We start from the raw sequence: 18,635 nt of genomic DNA on the forward strand, positions 1-18,635 counted from the left end.
GCACTAAAGCGCGTTCAGTTGATCCATAACGGCCTGCGCGATGTCATTGGCGTCACCCCCAATGAACTCTTCGCAGACCGATGTATCGAACTCTTCGTTCAAAAAGCCGATCAGCCGGTCGAAATTGTTCATTGTCTGGCCACTTGTGGTCAGCCACCACCCGGCATTCAGCTCCGCCATCGCCTCGATAATCCGCTTACAGCGGTTCCAGCGCGCCTGCTCGGCATTGCCGCCATCTTTGGGAGGCGTGCCTTGCGCTTCGGCACTAAGTCGATCTCCCGACCGCTTCAGTGCAATGCCCGCTCCCATGGACGTAAACTTGCTGTCCGACGGCTTCACAACAATTACCACGTAGAAGTCACCGAGATCATCGGCCTCGTGGGCCTTCGCCGACGAGAAAGAAAGCAGTGCGGCAAGGCCTGCCACCAAAAAAGAACGCTTCATGTTCTGTCTCCAAAATTGAATCAAAAGAATGCTCGCTTTGTTATGGAGCCAGAATTGCACGATGACGTTACAGATCAACCCCCTGAAACAAAATTACCCATTCTTCGCTCACCACGAAACTTTCTCCACAAACCCTGTTGACGCCCCTTTCCCCAGACTTTATCCACATCGCACGAAAGCATCAGGAGACCGGGCAAGGTGGATACCCTTCTTGTCATCGTAGGAGAAAGGCGCATGGGCCGGTAATCACCGGAAAGCTCAACACCTTATCCCATGCGCCCCCGATTGCCCTCGGGGGTTTTTTTATGCGAATCGCAGATAGATGACGCCAGAACGGAGAGAGAAAATGGCACGTCAGATGACCGGAGCAAAAATGGTGGTTCAGGCCCTGAAGGATCAGGGCGTTGAAGTCGTGTTTGGCTACCCCGGCGGCGCCGTCCTTCCGATCTACGACGAGATCTTCCAGCAGAACGACATCCGCCACATCCTCGTCCGCCACGAACAGGGTGCCACCCACGCCGCCGAAGGCTACGCCCGCGCCACCGGCAAGCCCGGCGTGGTGCTGGTCACCTCCGGCCCCGGCGCCACCAACGCCGTCACCGGCATCACCGATGCGCTGATGGACAGCATCCCGATGATCGTCCTCACCGGCCAGGTGCCCACCTTTGCGATTGGTTCAGACGCCTTTCAGGAGGCCGACACCGTGGGCATCACCCGCCCCTGCACCAAGATGAACTGGCTGGTGAAAGATACCGACGACCTCGGCCAAACCATCCACGAGGCCTTTCACGTTGCCACCTCCGGCCGCCCCGGCCCGGTCCTGATCGACATCCCCAAAGACGTGCAGTTTGCCAATGGCACCTATACCGCACCCAAGCAGATGCAGTCGCATTATGCGCCCAAGGTGAAGGGCGACGCCGAGGCGATCACCGCGCTGGTCGAGGCGATGGAAGAGGCCGAGCGCCCGATCTTCTACACCGGCGGCGGCGTCATCAACTCCGGCGCGGCGGCCAGCCAACTTCTGCGCGAGTTCGTCGAGGCCACCGGCTTCCCGATCACCTCCACCCTGATGGGCCTCGGCGCCTACCCCGCCTCCGGCAAGCAATGGCTGGGGATGCTGGGCATGCACGGTCTCTACGAGGCCAATCTGGCGATGCATGGCTGCGACCTGATGATCAACATCGGCGCCCGCTTCGATGACCGGATTACGGGCCGCACCTCCGACTTTTCTCCCAACAGCGCCAAGGCTCATATCGACATCGACCCAAGCTCGATCAACAAGGTGATCCACGTCGATATCCCAATCGTCGGCGACGTGGCCCATGTGCTGGAGGATGCCCTGCGCATCTGGAAGTCCCGTGGCCGCAAGGTGAACAAAGCCGGGCTGGAAAAGTGGTGGAAACAGATCGCCGAGTGGAAGGCCGTCCGCTGCCTCTCCTACGAGCCCTCCAAGAAAACCATCAAGCCGCAATACGCGCTGGAGCGGCTGGAGGCGCTGACCAAGGATCATGATCGCTACATCACAACCGAGGTCGGCCAGCACCAGATGTGGGCCGCGCAATTCCTCGGCTTCGAAGACCCCAACCGCTGGATGACCTCGGGCGGCCTCGGCACCATGGGCTACGGCTTCCCCGCCTCCATCGGCGTGCAAATCGCCCACCCGGACGCACTGGTCATCAACGTGGCCGGCGAGGCAAGCTGGCTGATGAACATGCAGGAAATGGGCACCGCCGCCCAATATCGCCTGCCGGTCAAGCAGTTCATCCTCAACAACGAGCGTCTGGGGATGGTGCGGCAATGGCAAGAGCTGCTGCACGGCGAGCGCTACTCGCATAGCTGGTCCGAAAGCCTGCCCGACTTCGTCAAGCTGGCCGAGGCCTTCGGTGCCAAGGGCTTCTGTGTCTCCGACCCGGCAGACCTCGACGATGCGATCATGGAAATGCTGGCCTACGACGGCCCCGTGCTCTTCGACTGCCTCGTCGAAAAGCACGAAAACTGCCTGCCCATGATCCCCTCGGGCGAGCCGCACAACAAGATGATCCTCAACGGCGCCAACACCGCCGATGCGATCAAGGAAGGCGGCAAGGTGATGGTCTGAGCCGGACCACGTGGCGCGGTTGACAAACCCCGCCCCGCGCCGCACCACCATCCCAAGTTCGCAGGAGGAGCCACCAATGGCCGCGCTAAAACTGAAAAAAGGCCTGTCGAAGCACTCGGCCTACGACCTCAAGGATCCCAACGCCGAGGTGATCGAAACCCACACCCTCGCGGTGCTGGTCGAAAACGAGGCGGGCGTGCTCGCCCGTGTCATCGGCCTGTTCTCGGGCCGGGGCTACAACATCGAAAGCCTCACCGTCGCCGAGGTGGACCATGAAGGCCACCGCTCGCGCATCACCATCGTCACCACCGGCACGCCCTCGATCATCGAACAGATCAAGGCCCAACTCGGGCGGCTGGTGCCCGTGCATGACGTGCATGACCTCACCGTCGAAGGCCCCGCCGTCGAGCGTGAACTGGCGCTCTTCATGGTGGCTGGCGAAGGCGAAAAACGCGTCGAAGCCCTGCGGCTGGCCGATATCTTCCGCGCCAATGTAGTCGACAGCACGCTCTCCAGTTTCATCTTCGAGATGACCGGCCCCTCCGAAAAGATCGACGCCTTCGCCGACCTCATGCGCCCCCTCGGCCTCACCGAGATCGCTCGCACCGGCGTCGTCGCCCTCTCGCGCGGCGAGAAGGGCTGAAGAGCCGCGCGCCGGTAGGGTGGGCAATCTGCCCACCAGCCCGCCGCCTCACTCACAGTCCAGCTCTCCGCCAAACTCCGCCTCCGGCCACCCCACCAGCCGCACGCCCCCCGGCGCGGCGCAGATGAGTTGCGGGTAGTTGCCCGCGTCCACCGCATAGTTGCAACTCACCTCTATCCCAAAGAGCCGCCCGTCCAGCCGCCAGCTTTCATGCACCCGCGCCCAGCCCAGCCGCCCCGCCGGGCCATCGCAGCCCTCTGCCGTCAGCCCGGTCAGCCCCAGCAGCTCGCGCCGCAGCGCCAGCTTTTTCTCCATCAGCGCGCCACCCGGCCCGCGCCCCACCAACTCGTAATTCCCCTCGAGAAACTGCAACTCCGGCCCGCGCTCCGGCCCCGCCGCGCAGGCCGCCCCCGCCATCATCACCCACGCCACGATCGCCCGCATCGCCGCACCCCTCTTGTTGCCACCTGCCCCCCAGTGTATCCGAGCGCCGACCGCTGACCAGACGCGAAAGGCGCCTCCATGATCCCTCGCTATTCCCGCCCCGAGATGACAGCCATCTGGGAGCCTGCCACCAAGTTCCGCATCTGGTACGAGATCGAGGCCCACGCCTGCGATGCCATGGCCGATCTCGGGGTGATCCCGCGCGAGAATGCCGAAGCCGTCTGGAAGGCCAAGGATGTCGAGTTTGACGTGGCCCGCATCGACGAGATCGAAGCCGTCACCAAGCACGATGTCATCGCCTTCCTCACCCACCTTGCCGAACATGTCGGCAGTGAAGAGGCCCGCTTCGTCCACCAAGGCATGACCTCCTCGGATGTGCTCGATACCTGCCTCAACGTCCAGCTCACCCGCGCCGCCGACATCCTGCTGGACGATATGGACGGCCTCCTCGCCGCCCTCAAAAAGCGCGCGATGGAGCACAAGGAAACCGTCCGCGTTGGCCGCTCCCACGGCATCCACGCCGAGCCGACGACCATGGGCCTCACCTTCGCCCGCTTCTACGCCGAGATGGACCGCAACAAGGCCCGGCTCCAAGCCGCTCGCGACGAAATCGCCACCGGCGCAATCTCCGGCGCCGTCGGCACCTTCGCCAACATCGACCCGGCGGTGGAAGAGCACGTCTGCGCCAAGCTCGGCCTGCACCCCGAGCCGATCTCCACGCAGGTCATCCCGCGCGACCGCCACGCCATGTTCTTCGCCGTGCTCGGTGTGATCGCCTCCAGCATCGAAAACGTCGCCATCGAGATCCGCCACATGCAGCGCACCGAGGTGCTGGAAGGGGCCGAGTTTTTCTCCATGGGCCAAAAGGGCTCTTCGGCCATGCCCCACAAGAAAAACCCGGTGCTGACAGAAAACCTCACCGGCCTTGCCCGCCTCGTCCGCATGGCCGTCGTCCCGGCAATGGAAAACGTCGCCCTCTGGCACGAGCGGGACATCTCCCACTCCTCCGTCGAGCGCGCCATCGGCCCCGATGCCACCATCACGCTCGACTTTGCCCTGAAGCGCCTCACCGGCGTGATCGACAAGATGCTGATCTTCCCTGAGAACATGCTGGAGAACATGAACAAGTTCCCCGGCCTCGTGATGAGCCAGCGCGTCCTCCTCGCCCTCACCCAAGCCGGTGTGAGCCGCGAAGACGCCTACGCAATGGTCCAGCGCAACGCCCTGAAGGTCTGGGAAGAGCGGGTCGATTTCCGCGAGCAACTGCTGGCCGATGATGACGTGGTGAAAGCCCTCGGCGTCGAGGCCATCAACGAGAAGTTCGACATGGGCTACCACACCAAACACGTCGACACGATCTTCAAGCGGGTCTTCGGCTAAGCCCGGGCGCCCTGCGCGTCTCGACGCTCCGAAAACCAAACACGGGTGGGGGGCCTGCCCCCCACTCCCCGGCCCGCGGGCCTACTTCGGCACCATACGAAACACTGCGCCCTCACCCACCGACATAAACCAGATAGACCCGTCCGGCGCCTCGCGCACATCGCGCACCCGGCTGGTCTCCGGCGTCTCGATCCGCTCAAGCTCTGTGCGCCCGTCCGCCGAGAGCCGTGAGATCATGTCAAACTTCAGCGATCCCACAAACACCTGCCCCTTCCACTCCGGAAAGGCCTTGCCCGAATAGATCATCAGCCCCGAAGGCGCGATCGACGGATCCCAATAATGCACCGGCTGCTTCATCCCCTCCTTGGCCGTGCCCTCGCCAATCCTCGCCCCCGAATAGTGCCGCCCGTATGAGATCACCGGCCAACCGTAGTTCGCGCCCTTTTCGATCAGGTTCAGCTCATCGCCCCCCTGCGCGCCATGCTCCACCACCCAGAGCCGCCCCTGCCCGTCCAGCGTTGCGCCCTGCGGGTTGCGGTGGCCATAGCTCCAGATCTCCGGCTGTGCGCCCTCTTGCTTGACGAAAGGGTTGTCGCCGGGCACCGATCCATCCCGCGCGATGCGCACCACCGAGCCGTTCTCCCGGCTCAAATCCTGCGCCGCAGGCCGGTCGCCCCGCTCGCCGATGGTAAGGTAGATATACCCGTCAGCCCCCTCCACGATCCGGCTGCCAAAATGCCGCCCGCCAGAGCTGCCCGGCTCCATCTCGAAGATCACCTCAAAGCCGTCCAGCGCCTTGCCATCGTCCGAGAGCCGCCCCTTGCCAAGCGCCGTCCCGGCGCCGCTGCCCTGCGGCTTGGCAAAGCTGAGAAACACCTCGCGGCTCTGCGCAAAATCCCGCGGCACCATCACGTCCAGCAAGCCGCCCTGCCCGCTGTCATAAACCTCAGGCACGCCGCTCACCCGCTGCGCCACGCCGTCTTTCACCAGCGTCAGCTTGCCGCCCCGCTCGGTCACCAGAAATCCGCCACCGGGCATAAAATCCAGCGCCCACGGCGCATCCAGCCCGCGCATCACCCGCTCGATCTTCATCTCCTGCGCTCCGGCTCCTGCGCCGGCCAATGTCATCATCGCCGCCACGAGCGGCCCCACAATACGTCCAGTCATTGCATATCTCCCGTTTCCCCAAAGCTAGCCCGCCCCAGCCCCCCGGCCCATTCAACTTTCCGAAAGAACGCCGCGTTGCCAGTGCTTTCCAAAGACAATTTCCCGGTCTAGGCTCCGTTTCAGGACATCAGATCCAATAGGGAGACCAACAATGAAAAAACTTATCCTCGCCACCACCGCGCTGGCAGCCCTCGCTGGCCCGGCTCTGGCAGAAGGCCACAGCTCCGAAATCAAGCTGGGCATTATCCTTGGCTTCACCGGCCCGATTGAAAGCCTCACGCCCCACATGCGCGACGCCGCCAAGATGGCGATGGCCGAAGTGACCGAAAGCGGCGCGCTCATGGGCGGTGCCACCATTACACCCGTCGAGGCCGATTCCACCTGCGTTGACAGCGCCGCAGCCTCCGCCGCCGCCGAGCGCCTGATCACCTCCGACGGCATCTCGGGCATCATGGGCGCCGATTGCTCCGGCGTCACCGGCGCCATCCTCACCAACGTCGCCGTTCCGAACGGCATGGTGATGATCTCGCCCTCCGCCACCTCGCCCGCGCTCTCGACCACCGAAGACAACGGGCTGTTCTTCCGCACTGCCCCCTCCGATGCCCGTCAGGGCGTGGTGATGACCGAGGTGCTGATGGATAAAGACATCAAATCCGTCGCCCTCACCTATACCAACAACGACTACGGCAAAGGCCTCGCCGACAGCTTTCAGGCGGCCTTCGAAGAAGCGGGCGGCACCGTCACCATCTCGGCAGCCCATGAAGACGGTAAGGCCGATTACTCCGCCGAAGTCGCCTCTCTGGCCTCCGCAGGCGGCGACCTTCTGGTGATCGCGGGCTACGTCGATCAGGGCGGCTCCGGCATCATCCGCGCCTCGCTGGATTCCGGCGCCTTCGATACCTTCCACTTCCCCGATGGCATGATCGGCACCGCGCTCGAAGAGAACTTCGGCTCCGAGATCGACGGCTCCTCCGGCCAGCACCCGGGCACCGACAGCCCCGGCAACGCCATGTTCGCAGAGCTGGGCGAGGCCGCCGGGTTTGATCCCACCTCTCCCTTCGCGCCAGAAAGCTATGACGCCGCCGCGCTGATCATGCTCGCCATGGCCGCCGCCGACTCCACCGATCCCAACGTCTACAAGGACAAGGTGATGGATGTCGCCAACGCCCCGGGCGAGCAGATCTTCCCCGGTGAGCTGAAAAAGGCGCTGGAGCTGATCGCAGCCGGCACCGACATCGACTACGTCGGCGCCTCCGCCGTCGAGCTGATCGGTGGCGGTGAGAGCGCGGGCAACTACCGCGAGATCATGTTCGAAGACGGCAAGATCGCCACGGTCAAATACCGCTGATCGCGGTCTGACAAGACAGATGCGGCGGGGGCCGTCCCCGCCGCATCCCATCGGGGACATCGCATGATCCAGGTCGAGAACCTGCACAAGCACTTCGGCGGCTTCCACGCTGTCGACGGGGCCACGCTCACCATCCAGCCCGGCTCCATCACCGGGCTGATCGGCCCCAATGGCGCAGGAAAAACCACTCTTTTCAACGTCGTGGCCGGGGTTCTTGAACCCACTTCGGGCCGCGTGACGATGGATGGTGAAGACATCACCGGCCTGCCGCCCCACGCTCTTTTCTCCAAAGGCCTGCTGCGCACCTTCCAGATCGCCCATGAGTTCTCTTCCATGAGCTGCCGCGAAAACCTGATGATGGTCCCCGGCGGCCAGTCGGGCGAGGCGCTGTGGAACACATGGTTCGGCCGCAAGCGCATCGCCGATGAAGAGCGCGCGCTACGGGCCAAGGCCGACGAGGTGCTGGAGTTTCTCACCATCGAACATCTGGCCGACCACAAGGCCGGACAAGTCTCCGGCGGCCAGAAAAAGCTGCTGGAACTGGGCCGCACCATGATGGTCGACGCCCGCATCGTCTTCCTCGACGAGGTCGGCGCCGGGGTCAACCGCACCCTGCTCAACACCATCGGCGACGCCATCATCCGCCTGAACAAGGAGCGCGGCTACACCTTCGTGGTGATCGAGCACGACATGGATTTCATCGAGCGCCTCTGCGACCCGGTCATCTGCATGGCCGAGGGCAAGGTGCTCGCCGAGGGCACGCTGGCCGAGATCAAGGCCAATGAGCAGGTGATCGAGGCTTATCTGGGCACCGGGTTGAAGCACAAAAAGGACTTCCCCGCATGAAACGCGCCCTAATGATCCCGCTCCTCTCCGCGCTTGTCGCCACCGCCCTTCCCGCCTCCGGGCAAGAGGTGATCGGGCGGGCGCTCGTCGAGGGCAAGATGGTGGAGATCCTCGACAACCAGACATGGCGCTACGCCGGTGCCGAAAGTGAAAGCCCGGGCTGCAAACAGATCCACAGCGCCGTCACCTTCTGCGGTGATCCGGCCACCTGGACATCAACGCCCCCGTCTGCCCCCGATGTCGCCGCCGCATGGCGCCACGACGACCGCCACTATGCCCAGTTCATCATCGAGGGCCTGGGCACGCAAGACGGCCTGACCCGCGAGCAGATGCGCAAGATCGTCATCGACAACGCCGCCTTTGCCACCAACCAGCCCGCCAGCTCCATTCCCACCCTTCTGGTAGAGCCCGCCACGATCGACGGAGAGGAGGCCGAAACGATCGTTTATCAAGTCGATTTCGACGGGCTGAAGGCAGTGTTTGCCAATACCGTCCTGATCCGCGAAACGCTGGTGGTGCAAGCCATCACCTACGCCATCGGCCCCACCTACAGCGAAGATCACATGGCCCTCCACGCTGACTTGTTGGAAAGCACCCGCCTTGACTGACCCGCGCCACACGCCTCGCCTCCATAGCGGGGCCCGCGCGGTCGCCAAGCACTGCCCACGCTCCGCCGTGCGGGAGGCCGAATGACCCTTTTGCGCCCGCTGTGCCTCGCTGCCGCCCTTCTCGCGGCTGCGCCCGCCTCGGCGCAGTCGGGCGATCCCCTCTTCAGCACCGAGTACCGAGGGCATGAGGTCACCGTCTATCCCGATGGCACTTGGGCCTTTACCGACCCAAACGTCACCCTCTCCGATGTCACCCCTTTTGCCGATGGCGGCTGCCTCTCCTCTTCCGGCGGCCGGGTCAGCTACTGCGGCCTGCCTGAAGGGTTCTCCGGCAATCAGGTCGTCAGCGCCTACGGGGTCGAGGAGCACAGCTTTACCGACAGGGCCACCGGCCTCAGGTTCACCCTCACGCTGGGCTCCGACTACGGCCACGAGGGCGATCTCGACTATTACCGCCAGATCGAGTCCCAAGGCGCGGGCGGAGATGTGATGCTCGCTATCGTGGGCTTCCTAACCGGCATGGACATGGAGGGCGAAACCGCCACCGTCCGCAACGGCATCGCCGTGCTCGAAACCGGCTTCTCCTTCGAATCCGAAGCAGGCAACGGCATGTCGAACTTCTCCATTGATGTGATGACCGAGAGCCAAACCCTCACCATTCAGGCCAGCGCCTATAACTCGGCAGAGACCGCCCCGCCCGACATGCAAGACGTGATCGCCCGCCTCACCGCCAACCTCACCATCGACGGCACACCCCTCGCCGCATGGAAGGCCGCCAAATGATCCGCGCCGCCCTTCTCTCCCTCGCAACCGCCCTGCCCGCGCAGGCCGAAGACTGCACCCAGATCACCGCCAGCTTTGATCTCTGCCTTGCAGGCACCACCATGGAAGGCGCCTATCTCGAACAGTACGGCGATGGCTCCCGGCTCGAACTCTCCGAAGTCTCGCTCGACTATATCGAACCCTACGCAGGCCGTGGCACCGGCACGCTGGCCGAGGATATGGCCGCCTTCAACGCCGCCTTCGAGATCCCCGCAGAGGCCGTGCTCCGCCGCGCAACCCATGAAGCCAGCAACCGCGCCGCCTTCATCGAGGTGATAAACGATCCCCACTCCACCCGCCGCAACGCGCGGGCCGTGGTGGAGCTGGAGCGCACCCGCATCCTGCTGATCTACGGTGCCCCGTGGGATGCATGGCCCGAAAGCCTTGAAGAGGGCGTCCTTGAAATGGCAAACGCCCTCCAGCTACGTTGCCCGGGAGGCTGCTGACATGACCGACTATTCCAGCCGCGGCAACGCCGACCGCTCCATCACCAACCCGCGCCCCGCGGGCACCCTCACCGCCTCCCCCGGCACTGGCGAGCCGGTGACCAGTGGTAATGCCTTCCTCATCGGTGACAGCATGACAGGCGGCTACGGCAGCGGCCCCGACATTCTGCACGATTGCACCATCGCCGTGGACCCGGGCGAAATCGCCGTCATCGTCGGCCCCAACGGCGCGGGCAAATCCACCGCGATGAAGGCGGTGTTCGGCATGCTGAACATCCACAGAGGCTCCGTGCGGCTGAACGGCGAAGACATCACCGACCTCACGCCTCAGGCCCGCGTCCGCGCCGGGATGGGCTTCGTGCCGCAAACCAACAACATCTTCACCACGATGACGGTGGAGGAAAACCTCGAAATGGGCGCCTTCATCCGCGAGGATGACATCACCGGCACGATGGAACAGGTCTACGAGCTCTTCCCGATCCTCAAGGACAAACGCCGCCAACCCGCAGGCGAGCTTTCGGGCGGCCAGCGCCAGCAGGTCGCCGTGGGCCGCGCCCTGATGACCCAGCCCAAGGTGCTCATGCTCGACGAGCCCACCGCTGGCGTCTCCCCCATCGTGATGGACGAACTCTTCGACCGTATCATCGAAGTCGCCCGCACCGGCCTGCCGGTGCTCATGGTTGAGCAAAACGCGCGCCAAGCGCTGGAGATCGCCGACAAGGGCTACGTGCTGGTGCAGGGCCGCAACGCCCACACCGGCACCGGGCAAGAGCTGCTGAATGATCCGGAAGTTCGCCAGAGCTTTCTGGGAGGATGAAGATGCTTCGCCAAGCCATTGCAATTGCGCTCCTATCCTCTCCCGCGGCCGCCGCGCTGGAGTGCCTGCCCAGCACCGCCTGCACGGTCGAGGGCACCTGCGAAACCGAGGTCAACGAAGGCCCCTTCCGCCTCTCCTTGCAGGGCGATACGCTGGCCTTCGTCACCCTGCCCGAAGCCGAGCAACCGCCCACCGCGCCCAAAGTTGTCTTTACCGAGGTCGCCCATAACAACGCGGCCCTGCGCGTCTTCACCACCATCCCCTCCGCTGCGGGCGATGCGGCCCTGCTCACCCTCACCAACGAGAGCCACTTCACCCTCTCTGTACACGGCCAGCTCTTCGGCACCCCCTTCGGCCTACTCTCCGAAGGCCCCTGCACGGGAGCGCTCTGATGTCCGCACCAACACCCTTGCCCCCGCAGGCCACCTGCCAAGGCCGCGCCGCCCTCGCTAGCTATTTGGAGGCCCAATCATGAGCCGAACCGCTCTCGCCGCCCTCGCCCTCGCGCTTTGCCCGCTCAGCGCTGCGGCGGCCACGCTCTGCACCGGCACAATCGAATGCCGCAACACCGGCGCCTGCAATCAGGATGACCCGATCCCCCTGTTCCAGCTCGATAGGCAAGGCTCTGGCCTCACGCTCGCGTGGAATCGCCCGAGCGAAAAGCTGAAGGATCAGCTGCAATCGCTGATCGACAAGCGCACCGGCAAAACCGGCCCCAGCACCGATACCGGCTGGAACGGCCCGGGCCGCACCCTGTCGCTCTCTCCCATCGGCCCGCGCAGCTTTGCTGGCTCCGAAGGCGCAGGCGGCTCAACCCTGCTGCTCACCCTCTCCCGCTCCGGCGCCTTCGTGCTCACCAGCCACCGCGCCGGTCAACGCCCCACGGGCAACTCCATCACCGGCACCTGCGAGGGCCAGCCATGACGCGCCTCACCTTCTCCGCCCTCATCCTCGCCCTGTTGCTGCCCGCCAGTCAGGCCGCCGCCGCAGAAGACCGACGCTGCCGTTTCGAGCTGGCAATCTACACCCAGTCTCAACCGCGCAAGATCCGCCGCTCTGTCGTGATTGATGCCGAACGACACAAGGCCCGGGTCCGCGTCACCCGCTCCGGCTCATGGGGCGCAGATCGCCAAACCCTCTCCAACGGGATCGACGTGATCACCTTCGACACCGCCACAACCCGCGATACGCTCCGCATTCGGCCCACCGGCCACGCCCAGTGGGACATCCAATACAAGCGCCCTCCCGCCGCCAAAGACCACGTAAAAGGATACGCAGGCCGCTGCGGCGACTGGAGGCGCAAAAAATGACGGCCCGCCTCACGATCATCCGGAGCCTGACCGGTCTCGCAAGCCTCCTCGCGCCGCTCCCGGCCCTCGCCGTGGGCTATGAATGCAGCTTCACCCGTTACTGCGTCGAAGAGCGCTCCTGCCAGCCCTCTGGCCTCACGCTCCACATCCGCCCGCGCCCCGGCGCCGAACGCCCCGACCAATGGGAGATGGAAACCGGCGGCGCCGCCTCTGCCCGGGTCATCCCCCTCCGCCAAATCCGCGACCCGCTGGGCGACAGCCACAGCTACGTCTCGGCGATGGAATATGACTCCATCCACCTCGTCTCGATCTTCAAACGCGGCATTACCCGCTACTCGATGCACAACTCGGTGGAAGGCATCCAGAGCCAAAACTTCCACGGCACCTGCAAGGTCGCCCCGTGAGCGGCCGGATCTTCCGCACAACCGCCCTGCTGGCCCTCGCCCTTCCCGGCCCCGCCCTATCTGAGGGCGCGCGCCTCACCCTCACCTGCGAGGTCCAGCGCAGCTGCAACGAGGCCGCGGCCTGCGACCCCTTCGGCGGCACCCAAGTCTTTATCTTCGCACCGACCGCCACCGACGAAGACGGCACCGGCGACTGGACCGTGGCGCTCAACAACAGCGAGGCCATCCCGGCCCGCGGCCTCGCCCACACCGGCCCCTGGGTCTGGCAGCCCGGCGATGGCCACCTGCACACCCTGTCGCTCACCGGCGAGGCCTCGGCCCTGCGGATACGCCAATGGCTGCCCACCGAGCGCTATCCCGAAACCTACGCCGAGATCGACATCATGACCTGCGAGGCCGCCACGCCGTGAAGTATGCTTTCCTCACACTCGCCGCGCTTTTCGGCTCTGTTGCCCCCCCGGCTGCCGCCGACCGGCTTGGCACGCCCACCCCTGAAGAGAACGCAGCCATCATCGCCGGGATGGGCAGGGCCTACGTCTGGCTCTGCACCGAAACCGCACAGGAAAACATGTCACCACCCCCAATCCAGTTCGCTATCTATCAAACCGGCAGCGGCGATTCCGTCACCTATACCCACTACATCATCGGCAACGACTATACCGACCGGCTCACCCGCGCCGCCCGCGTGGCGGGCGACCACTTCGACTATGTCAGAGCCGATGCCAGCATCGCCATAGGCCCCAGCGGTGCCATGCGCTCTTCTTTCACCGGCCCCGATGGCAAGGCCATCACCCGCCCCGGCACCTGTATCCTTGGAGACCAAGGCTGATGGACCTGCTCAACGCCTTCGTGGCCCTGCTCAACTTCGTCATCATCCCGGCGGCCACCTATGGCTCGCAACTCGCTCTCGGGGCGCTCGGGGTGACGCTGATCTACGGCATCCTGCGCTTCTCCAACTTCGCCCATGGCGACACGATGGCCTTCGGCACCACCATGACCATCCTCGTCACATGGGCGTTGCAGGCCATGGGCATCACCCTCGGCATCCTGCCCACCGCCCTGCTCGCGCTGCCCTTCGGCATCGCCGCCACCGCGCTTCTGGTGCTCGGCACCGACCGCGCCGTCTATCGCTTCTACCGAAGGCAAAAGGCCGCGCCGGTGATCCTCGTGATCGTCTCCATCGGCGTCATGTTCATCCTCAATGGCCTGACCCGCTTCATCATCGGCGTTGATGACCAGCGCTTTGCCGATGGCGCACGTTTCGTGATATCCGCCCGCGATTTCAAAGAGATGACCGGGCTGGCCGAGGGCCTCGCCCTACGCTCCACCCAGGCCCTCACCATGATCGTGGCCGCCATCTGCGTGGTGCTGCTCTTCTGGTTCCTCAACCGCACCCGCACCGGCAAGTCCATGCGCGCGTTTTCCGACAACGAAGACCTCGCCCTGCTGTCGGGCATCAACCCCGAAAAGGTCGTCGCCGTCACATGGATCATCGTCGCCGCGCTCGCCACCATCGCGGGCGTGCTCTACGGGCTCGACAAGTCGTTCAAACCCTTCACCTACTTCCAGCTCCTGCTGCCCATCTTCGCCGCCGCCATCGTCGGCGGCCTCGGCTCCCCGCTCGGGGCCATCGCGGGCGGCTTCGTCATCGCGTTTTCCGAAGTCACGGTGACCTACGCCTTCAAGAAGGTCGCCACCTACGTCCTCCCCGAGGCGCTCGCCCCCTCCGGCCTGCTGCAACTGCTGACCACCGAGTATAAATTCGCCGTCAGCTTCGCCATTCTGGTCATCGTCCTGCTGATAAAGCCCACCGGCCTCTTCAAGGGAAAATCCGTATGAAGCTGCCCCCCGCCCTCCTCTTCGCCCTCGTCGCGGCGCTCTACATCGGCACCGGCTTTGTCCAAAGCTGGAACTCCACGCTGACCATCCTCAACATGGGCCTCGTCTCGGCGATCATGGCGCTGGGGCTCAACATGCAATGGGGCTTTGCCGGGCTCTTCAACGTTGGCGTCATGGGCTTCGTCGCGCTGGGCGGGCTGGCCTCGGTGCTCATCGCCATGCCCCCGGTGCCCGAGGCCTGGGCGGCGGGCGGTGCGCGGCTCTATGGCGGCCTCCTCCTCGGCGCGGCCTCCGTCGCCGCCGCCATCTTCACCTTCAACCGCATGCCCCCGGGCCGCGCCCGCCTGCTGGCCACCGCAGCGGTGATGCTGCTCGGCTTCGTGCTCTACCGCCTCACTTTCGACCCGGCCCGCGATGCCGTCGAGGCCATCAACCCCGCCGCCACCGGCTACCTCGGCGGCCTCGGCCTGCCGGTCATCTTCGCATGGCCCGCAGGCGGCTTGCTCGCCGCCGGGGCCGCATGGATCGTCGGCAAAACCGCCCTCGGCCTGCGCTCCGATTACCTCGCCATCGCCACCCTCGGCATCGCCGAGATCATCATCGCCGTGATGAAAAACGAAGATTGGCTGGCCCGCGGCGTCAAAAACGTCAACGGCATCCCCCGCCCGGTGCCCTATGAAATCGACCTGCAACAAAGCGAGAGCTTCCAAGGCTGGGCCGCCTCCGCCAACCTGCCAGTCGAAACCGCCTCAACCCTCACCGTCAAGCTGCTCTACGGCTGCCTCTTCGCATCCGTCCTCATCCTCATCATCATCGCCCTGCAACTGGCGCTCAAATCGCCATGGGGCCGGATGATGCGCGCCATCCGTGATAACGAAACCGCCGCCCGCGCCATGGGCAAGGACGTGACACGCCGCCACCTTCAGGTTTTCATCATCGGCTCCGCCATCTGCGGCATGGCCGGCGCGATGATGACCACGCTCGATGGGCTGCTGGTGCCCGGCACCTACCAGCCGCTGCGCTTCACCTTCCTCATCTGGGTCATGGTCATCGTCGGCGGCTCGGGCAGCAACCTCGGGGCGCTGCTCGGCGGGCTGCTTGTCTGGTGGCTGTGGATTCAGGTCGAGCCGCTCGGTCGCCTGTTCATGGAAGCCATCACATGGCCCATGCCCGAGGGAAGCTGGCTCAAGGCCCACCTGCTCGACAGCGCCCAGCACATGCGGTTGCTGACCATGGGCGTGGTGCTCCTGCTGGTGCTCCGCTTTTCCCCGCGCGGTCTGATCCCCGAGCGCTGACCCCGCGTGCCGTCATCCTCGGGCTCGACCCGAGGATCTCCAAGGCCTGCGGTCACAGCATCGCACCTTGCGTTAACCTTCGCCGCCCCCACAAGACGGCCAAAATTCTCCTATGCATAGGTTGTGCATGGGATGTGCATGAGGTGTTGCCCCTTAACCTTCCGGTAACACCTCCCCCCGTTAACCCGCCTGAACGCACCCCAAATCCGACACCTGTTGTCGCAAAACGGCCAGCACCCGCCGCGTGCGGCCCACAGCATTGACCCAACAGCCAAAGGAGTCGGAGCCCATGAAAACCACCACCCGCGTCTGCGTTATCGGCGGCGGCGTCGTCGGCTGCTCGGTGCTCTACCACCTCACCAAACTGGGCTGGTCCGATGTCATGCTACTGGAGCGCTCCGAGCTCACCTCCGGCTCCACATGGCACGCCGCAGGCGGCTTCCACACGATGAACTCCGACACCAACATGGCCGCGCTCCAAGGCTATACCATTGGCTTGTATAAGGAATTGGAAGAGATCACCGGCATGTCCTGCGGCCTCCACCACGTTGGCGGCATCACCCTGGCCGAGACGCCGGAACGCTTCGACATGCTCAAAGCCGAGCGCGCCAAGCACCGCTACATGGGCCTCGACACCCGCATCGTCACCCCGGATGAAATCGCCGAACTGGCCGAGCTGGTAAACCTCGATGGCATCCTAGGCGGCCTCTACGACCCGCTCGATGGCCACCTCGACCCCTCTGGCACTACCCACGCCTACGCCCGCGCCGCCAAGCTGGCCGGTGCCGAAATCGAAACCCACTGCAAGGTTGAAGACCTCCAGCCCCGCCCCGACGGCTCTTGGGACGTGACCACCAACAAGGGCACCATCCACGCCGAGCATGTCGTCAACGCCGCCGGCCTCTGGGCTCGCGAAGTCGGCGCGATGGCGGGCGTCTACCTGCCGCTGCTTCCGATGGCCCACCAATACCTCGTCACCGACGATCTCCCCGAGATCATGAACCGCGACACCGAATTCCCCCATGTGCTTGACCCGGCTGGAGAATCCTACTTCCGCCAAGAGGGCCGCGGCCTCTGTATCGGCTTTTACGAACAGCCCTGCGAGCCTTGGGCGCTTGACGGCACGCCTTGGGAGTTTGGCCACGAATTACTGCCGGACAACCTCGACAAGGTCTCCGACAGCATCGAAATGGCCTACCACCGCTTCCCTGTGCTCGAACGCGCAGGCGTCAAGCGCGTCATCCACGGCCCCTTCACCTTCGCGCCCGACGGCAACCCCCTCGTCGGGCCCGTCCCCGGCTTGCGCAACTACTGGTCCGCCTGCGCCGTCATGGCGGGCTTTTCCCAAGGCGGCGGCGTGGGCCTGACCCTTGCGCAATGGATGATTGAAGGAGAACCCGAACGCGACGTAACCGGCCTCGACGTCGCCCGCTACGGCAAGTGGATCACCCCGGGCTACACCGTCCCCAAAGTCATTGAATTCTATCAAAAACGCTTTTCCGTCAGCTACCCGAACGAAGAGCGCCCCGCCGCCCGTCCGCACCGGACAACTGCCATGTATGACATTTTTAACGAAATGGGCGCAGTCTGGGGCCACCAGTTCGGGCTGGAGGTGCCCAACTACTTCGCACAAGGCAATGAGCCGGGGTATGAAACCCCAAGTTTCACCCGCTCCAACGCTTTCGAAGCAACCGGCCGCGAGGTCCGCGCCGTGCGCGAAAGCGTCGGCATCAATGAAATTCAGAACTTCGGCAAATTCCGCGTTACCGGCCCCAAGGCGCGCGCTTGGCTCAACAAAACCATGGCAGGCCGCATCCCCAAGGAAGGCAAACTCGCCCTCAGCCCCATGCTCTCGCCCAAGGGCCGCATCATCGGAGATTTCACCATCTCCTGCCTCGGGCCAGAAACATACGCCTTAACAGCCAGTTACGGCGCACAGTCAATGCACCTGCGCTGGTTCGAGCAACATGCTGAAGAAGGCGTTAACATTGAGAACGTCTCCGACCGCCTCACCGGCTTCCAACTCGCAGGGCCAAACTCACGGGCGGTCCTGCAAGCCTGCACCGATGCCAATGTCGCCGCGCTCCCCTTCCTCGGCGTCGCGCAAATGACCGTCGGCCAAACTGCCTGCACCGTCCAGCGCGTCAGCTACACCGGCGACTTAGGCTATGAGATCTACTGTGATCATATGGATCAACGCGCCCTCTGGCACAGCCTCTGGGCCGCCGGACAAGTCCACAACATCACCCCCTTCGGCATGCGCGCCATGATGTCCCTGCGGCTGGACCGCTTCTTCGGCTCCTGGCTGCGCGAATATTCCCCCGATTACACCCCGGCAGAAACGGGGCTGGACCGCTTCATATCCTTCAACAAAAACAGCAACTTCATCGGCAGGGCTCACGCAGAATCCGAGCGCGGCGCCCCGCCCCCACGCCAACTCGTCGCCTTCATCGTCGAGGCCGATAACGCCGATGTTCACGGTTATGAACCTGTCTGGATCAACGGCATAGTCGTCGGCTTCTGCACCTCCGGCGGCTACTCCCACCACGCCCGCCAATCCGTTGCCCTCGCCCTCATCCCCCGCGAATACGCGGTTGAGGGCCAAGAGGCCGAAATCGAAATCCTCTCCCAAATGCGCCCCGCGCGCCTCACAACAACCCCGCTCTTCGACCCGGAAGGCACCGCCCTGCGTGCTTGAGCCAAACCCCCGGCAGGGCTACACAA

General features: G+C 64.5%; 21 protein-coding genes. 18 read left to right on the forward strand and 3 right to left on the reverse strand.

The window, feature by feature from the left end; translation table 11 throughout:
• Positions 1 to 3: 3 nt before the first annotated feature.
• Positions 4 to 444: a hypothetical protein gene (locus ACXAG6_RS13350; protein WP_475338196.1), complete on the reverse strand. Its 441-nt coding sequence runs from the start codon at positions 442 to 444 to the stop codon at positions 4 to 6.
• 346 nt (positions 445 to 790) lie between these two features.
• Between ACXAG6_RS13350 and ACXAG6_RS13355 the strand changes: the two genes are divergently transcribed.
• Together ACXAG6_RS13355 and ilvN are read left to right on the forward strand one after the other, a co-directional pair.
• The gene (locus ACXAG6_RS13355; RefSeq protein WP_475338197.1) at positions 791 to 2,542 is read left to right on the forward strand and encodes an acetolactate synthase 3 large subunit; all 1,752 of its coding nucleotides are present in this window, start codon (positions 791 to 793) and stop codon (positions 2,540 to 2,542) included.
• Between the two features lie 76 nt (positions 2,543 to 2,618).
• A complete protein-coding gene (gene ilvN, locus ACXAG6_RS13360; RefSeq protein ID WP_475338199.1) occupies positions 2,619 to 3,185 on the forward strand; it encodes an acetolactate synthase small subunit in 567 nt (188 codons plus the stop codon).
• Between the two features lie 48 nt (positions 3,186 to 3,233).
• Here the strand turns inward: ilvN and ACXAG6_RS13365 are convergent, their stop codons facing one another.
• A complete protein-coding gene (locus ACXAG6_RS13365; RefSeq protein ID WP_475338200.1) occupies positions 3,234 to 3,629 on the reverse strand; it encodes a hypothetical protein in 396 nt (131 codons plus the stop codon).
• 78 nt (positions 3,630 to 3,707) lie between these two features.
• Between ACXAG6_RS13365 and purB the strand changes: the two genes are divergently transcribed.
• On the forward strand, positions 3,708 to 5,009 hold the full coding sequence (purB, locus tag ACXAG6_RS13370) for an adenylosuccinate lyase (RefSeq protein WP_475338202.1): 1,302 nt from the start codon (positions 3,708 to 3,710) through the stop codon (positions 5,007 to 5,009).
• An 81-nt stretch (positions 5,010 to 5,090) separates the two neighbouring features.
• Here the strand turns inward: purB and ACXAG6_RS13375 are convergent, their stop codons facing one another.
• A complete protein-coding gene (locus ACXAG6_RS13375) occupies positions 5,091 to 6,176 on the reverse strand; it encodes a PQQ-dependent sugar dehydrogenase (protein ID WP_475338203.1) in 1,086 nt (361 codons plus the stop codon).
• A gap of 151 nt (positions 6,177 to 6,327) precedes the next feature.
• On the opposite strand from ACXAG6_RS13375, the gene ACXAG6_RS13380 reads away from it, so the two are divergent.
• The 15 genes from ACXAG6_RS13380 (at position 6,328) to ACXAG6_RS13450 (ending at position 18,609) form a co-directional block, all read left to right on the forward strand.
• Complete coding sequence (locus ACXAG6_RS13380; RefSeq protein WP_475338204.1) at positions 6,328 to 7,524, forward strand: ABC transporter substrate-binding protein; 1,197 nt, start codon at positions 6,328 to 6,330, stop codon at positions 7,522 to 7,524.
• 63 nt (positions 7,525 to 7,587) lie between these two features.
• Positions 7,588 to 8,370 (forward strand): ABC transporter ATP-binding protein, encoded by a 783-nt coding sequence (locus tag ACXAG6_RS13385; RefSeq protein WP_475338206.1) that lies wholly within the window; start codon positions 7,588 to 7,590, stop codon positions 8,368 to 8,370.
• Complete coding sequence (locus ACXAG6_RS13390) at positions 8,367 to 8,978, forward strand: hypothetical protein (protein WP_475338207.1); 612 nt, start codon at positions 8,367 to 8,369, stop codon at positions 8,976 to 8,978. Before ACXAG6_RS13385 ends, ACXAG6_RS13390 begins: the two co-directional genes overlap by 4 nt.
• Before the next feature lie 81 nt (positions 8,979 to 9,059).
• Positions 9,060 to 9,761, forward strand: a complete 702-nt coding sequence (locus ACXAG6_RS13395; protein ID WP_475338208.1) for a hypothetical protein — start codon at positions 9,060 to 9,062, stop codon at positions 9,759 to 9,761.
• Complete coding sequence (locus tag ACXAG6_RS13400) at positions 9,758 to 10,246, forward strand: hypothetical protein (RefSeq protein ID WP_475338210.1); 489 nt, start codon at positions 9,758 to 9,760, stop codon at positions 10,244 to 10,246. Before ACXAG6_RS13395 ends, ACXAG6_RS13400 begins: the two co-directional genes overlap by 4 nt.
• A 1-nt stretch (position 10,247) precedes the next feature.
• Complete coding sequence (locus tag ACXAG6_RS13405; RefSeq protein ID WP_475338211.1) at positions 10,248 to 11,063, forward strand: ABC transporter ATP-binding protein; 816 nt, start codon at positions 10,248 to 10,250, stop codon at positions 11,061 to 11,063.
• A 2-nt stretch (positions 11,064 to 11,065) separates the two neighbouring features.
• A complete protein-coding gene (locus ACXAG6_RS13410; RefSeq protein WP_475338212.1) occupies positions 11,066 to 11,455 on the forward strand; it encodes a hypothetical protein in 390 nt (129 codons plus the stop codon).
• Between the two features lie 79 nt (positions 11,456 to 11,534).
• Positions 11,535 to 11,987, forward strand: coding sequence for a hypothetical protein (locus ACXAG6_RS13415; protein WP_475338214.1), 453 nt, complete (start codon positions 11,535 to 11,537; stop codon positions 11,985 to 11,987).
• Complete coding sequence (locus ACXAG6_RS13420; protein ID WP_475338215.1) at positions 11,984 to 12,373, forward strand: hypothetical protein; 390 nt, start codon at positions 11,984 to 11,986, stop codon at positions 12,371 to 12,373. The genes ACXAG6_RS13415 and ACXAG6_RS13420 overlap by 4 nt, the downstream gene beginning before the upstream one ends.
• Positions 12,370 to 12,777, forward strand: coding sequence for a hypothetical protein (locus ACXAG6_RS13425; RefSeq protein ID WP_475338216.1), 408 nt, complete (start codon positions 12,370 to 12,372; stop codon positions 12,775 to 12,777). The genes ACXAG6_RS13420 and ACXAG6_RS13425 overlap by 4 nt, the downstream gene beginning before the upstream one ends.
• The gene (locus ACXAG6_RS13430; protein ID WP_475338217.1) at positions 12,774 to 13,187 is read left to right on the forward strand and encodes a hypothetical protein; all 414 of its coding nucleotides are present in this window, start codon (positions 12,774 to 12,776) and stop codon (positions 13,185 to 13,187) included. The genes ACXAG6_RS13425 and ACXAG6_RS13430 overlap by 4 nt, the downstream gene beginning before the upstream one ends.
• Entirely contained in the window at positions 13,184 to 13,606 is a 423-nt protein-coding gene (locus ACXAG6_RS13435) for a hypothetical protein (protein ID WP_475338219.1), read from the forward strand. Before ACXAG6_RS13430 ends, ACXAG6_RS13435 begins: the two co-directional genes overlap by 4 nt.
• A complete protein-coding gene (locus tag ACXAG6_RS13440; protein ID WP_475338220.1) occupies positions 13,606 to 14,616 on the forward strand; it encodes a branched-chain amino acid ABC transporter permease in 1,011 nt (336 codons plus the stop codon). Before ACXAG6_RS13435 ends, ACXAG6_RS13440 begins: the two co-directional genes overlap by 1 nt.
• Positions 14,613 to 15,911 (forward strand): branched-chain amino acid ABC transporter permease, encoded by a 1,299-nt coding sequence (locus tag ACXAG6_RS13445; protein ID WP_475338221.1) that lies wholly within the window; start codon positions 14,613 to 14,615, stop codon positions 15,909 to 15,911. Before ACXAG6_RS13440 ends, ACXAG6_RS13445 begins: the two co-directional genes overlap by 4 nt.
• A gap of 289 nt (positions 15,912 to 16,200) precedes the next feature.
• Positions 16,201 to 18,609, forward strand: coding sequence for a GcvT family protein (locus ACXAG6_RS13450; RefSeq protein ID WP_475338222.1), 2,409 nt, complete (start codon positions 16,201 to 16,203; stop codon positions 18,607 to 18,609).
• Positions 18,610 to 18,635 lie beyond the last annotated feature (26 nt).

Source organism: Vannielia sp. ABF1_015 (genome assembly GCF_056160745.1).

Bases quoted from the DNA above. Each gene is read 5' to 3' on its own strand.
- ACXAG6_RS13350 (WP_475338196.1), bottom strand. From the start codon at position 444: ATGAAGCGTTCTTTTTTGGTGGCAGGCCTTGCCGCACTGCTTTCTTTC.
- ACXAG6_RS13355 (WP_475338197.1), top strand. From the start codon at position 791: ATGGCACGTCAGATGACCGGAGCAAAAATGGTGGTTCAGGCCCTGAAG.
- ilvN (WP_475338199.1), top strand. From the start codon at position 2,619: ATGGCCGCGCTAAAACTGAAAAAAGGCCTGTCGAAGCACTCGGCCTAC.
- ACXAG6_RS13365 (WP_475338200.1), bottom strand. From the start codon at position 3,629: ATGCGGGCGATCGTGGCGTGGGTGATGATGGCGGGGGCGGCCTGCGCG.
- purB (WP_475338202.1), top strand. From the start codon at position 3,708: ATGATCCCTCGCTATTCCCGCCCCGAGATGACAGCCATCTGGGAGCCT.
- ACXAG6_RS13375 (WP_475338203.1), bottom strand. From the start codon at position 6,176: ATGACTGGACGTATTGTGGGGCCGCTCGTGGCGGCGATGATGACATTG.
- ACXAG6_RS13380 (WP_475338204.1), top strand. From the start codon at position 6,328: ATGAAAAAACTTATCCTCGCCACCACCGCGCTGGCAGCCCTCGCTGGC.
- ACXAG6_RS13385 (WP_475338206.1), top strand. From the start codon at position 7,588: ATGATCCAGGTCGAGAACCTGCACAAGCACTTCGGCGGCTTCCACGCT.
- ACXAG6_RS13390 (WP_475338207.1), top strand. From the start codon at position 8,367: ATGAAACGCGCCCTAATGATCCCGCTCCTCTCCGCGCTTGTCGCCACC.
- ACXAG6_RS13395 (WP_475338208.1), top strand. From the start codon at position 9,060: ATGACCCTTTTGCGCCCGCTGTGCCTCGCTGCCGCCCTTCTCGCGGCT.
- ACXAG6_RS13400 (WP_475338210.1), top strand. From the start codon at position 9,758: ATGATCCGCGCCGCCCTTCTCTCCCTCGCAACCGCCCTGCCCGCGCAG.
- ACXAG6_RS13405 (WP_475338211.1), top strand. From the start codon at position 10,248: ATGACCGACTATTCCAGCCGCGGCAACGCCGACCGCTCCATCACCAAC.
- ACXAG6_RS13410 (WP_475338212.1), top strand. From the start codon at position 11,066: ATGCTTCGCCAAGCCATTGCAATTGCGCTCCTATCCTCTCCCGCGGCC.
- ACXAG6_RS13415 (WP_475338214.1), top strand. From the start codon at position 11,535: ATGAGCCGAACCGCTCTCGCCGCCCTCGCCCTCGCGCTTTGCCCGCTC.
- ACXAG6_RS13420 (WP_475338215.1), top strand. From the start codon at position 11,984: ATGACGCGCCTCACCTTCTCCGCCCTCATCCTCGCCCTGTTGCTGCCC.
- ACXAG6_RS13425 (WP_475338216.1), top strand. From the start codon at position 12,370: ATGACGGCCCGCCTCACGATCATCCGGAGCCTGACCGGTCTCGCAAGC.
- ACXAG6_RS13440 (WP_475338220.1), top strand. From the start codon at position 13,606: ATGGACCTGCTCAACGCCTTCGTGGCCCTGCTCAACTTCGTCATCATC.
- ACXAG6_RS13445 (WP_475338221.1), top strand. From the start codon at position 14,613: ATGAAGCTGCCCCCCGCCCTCCTCTTCGCCCTCGTCGCGGCGCTCTAC.
- ACXAG6_RS13450 (WP_475338222.1), top strand. From the start codon at position 16,201: ATGAAAACCACCACCCGCGTCTGCGTTATCGGCGGCGGCGTCGTCGGC.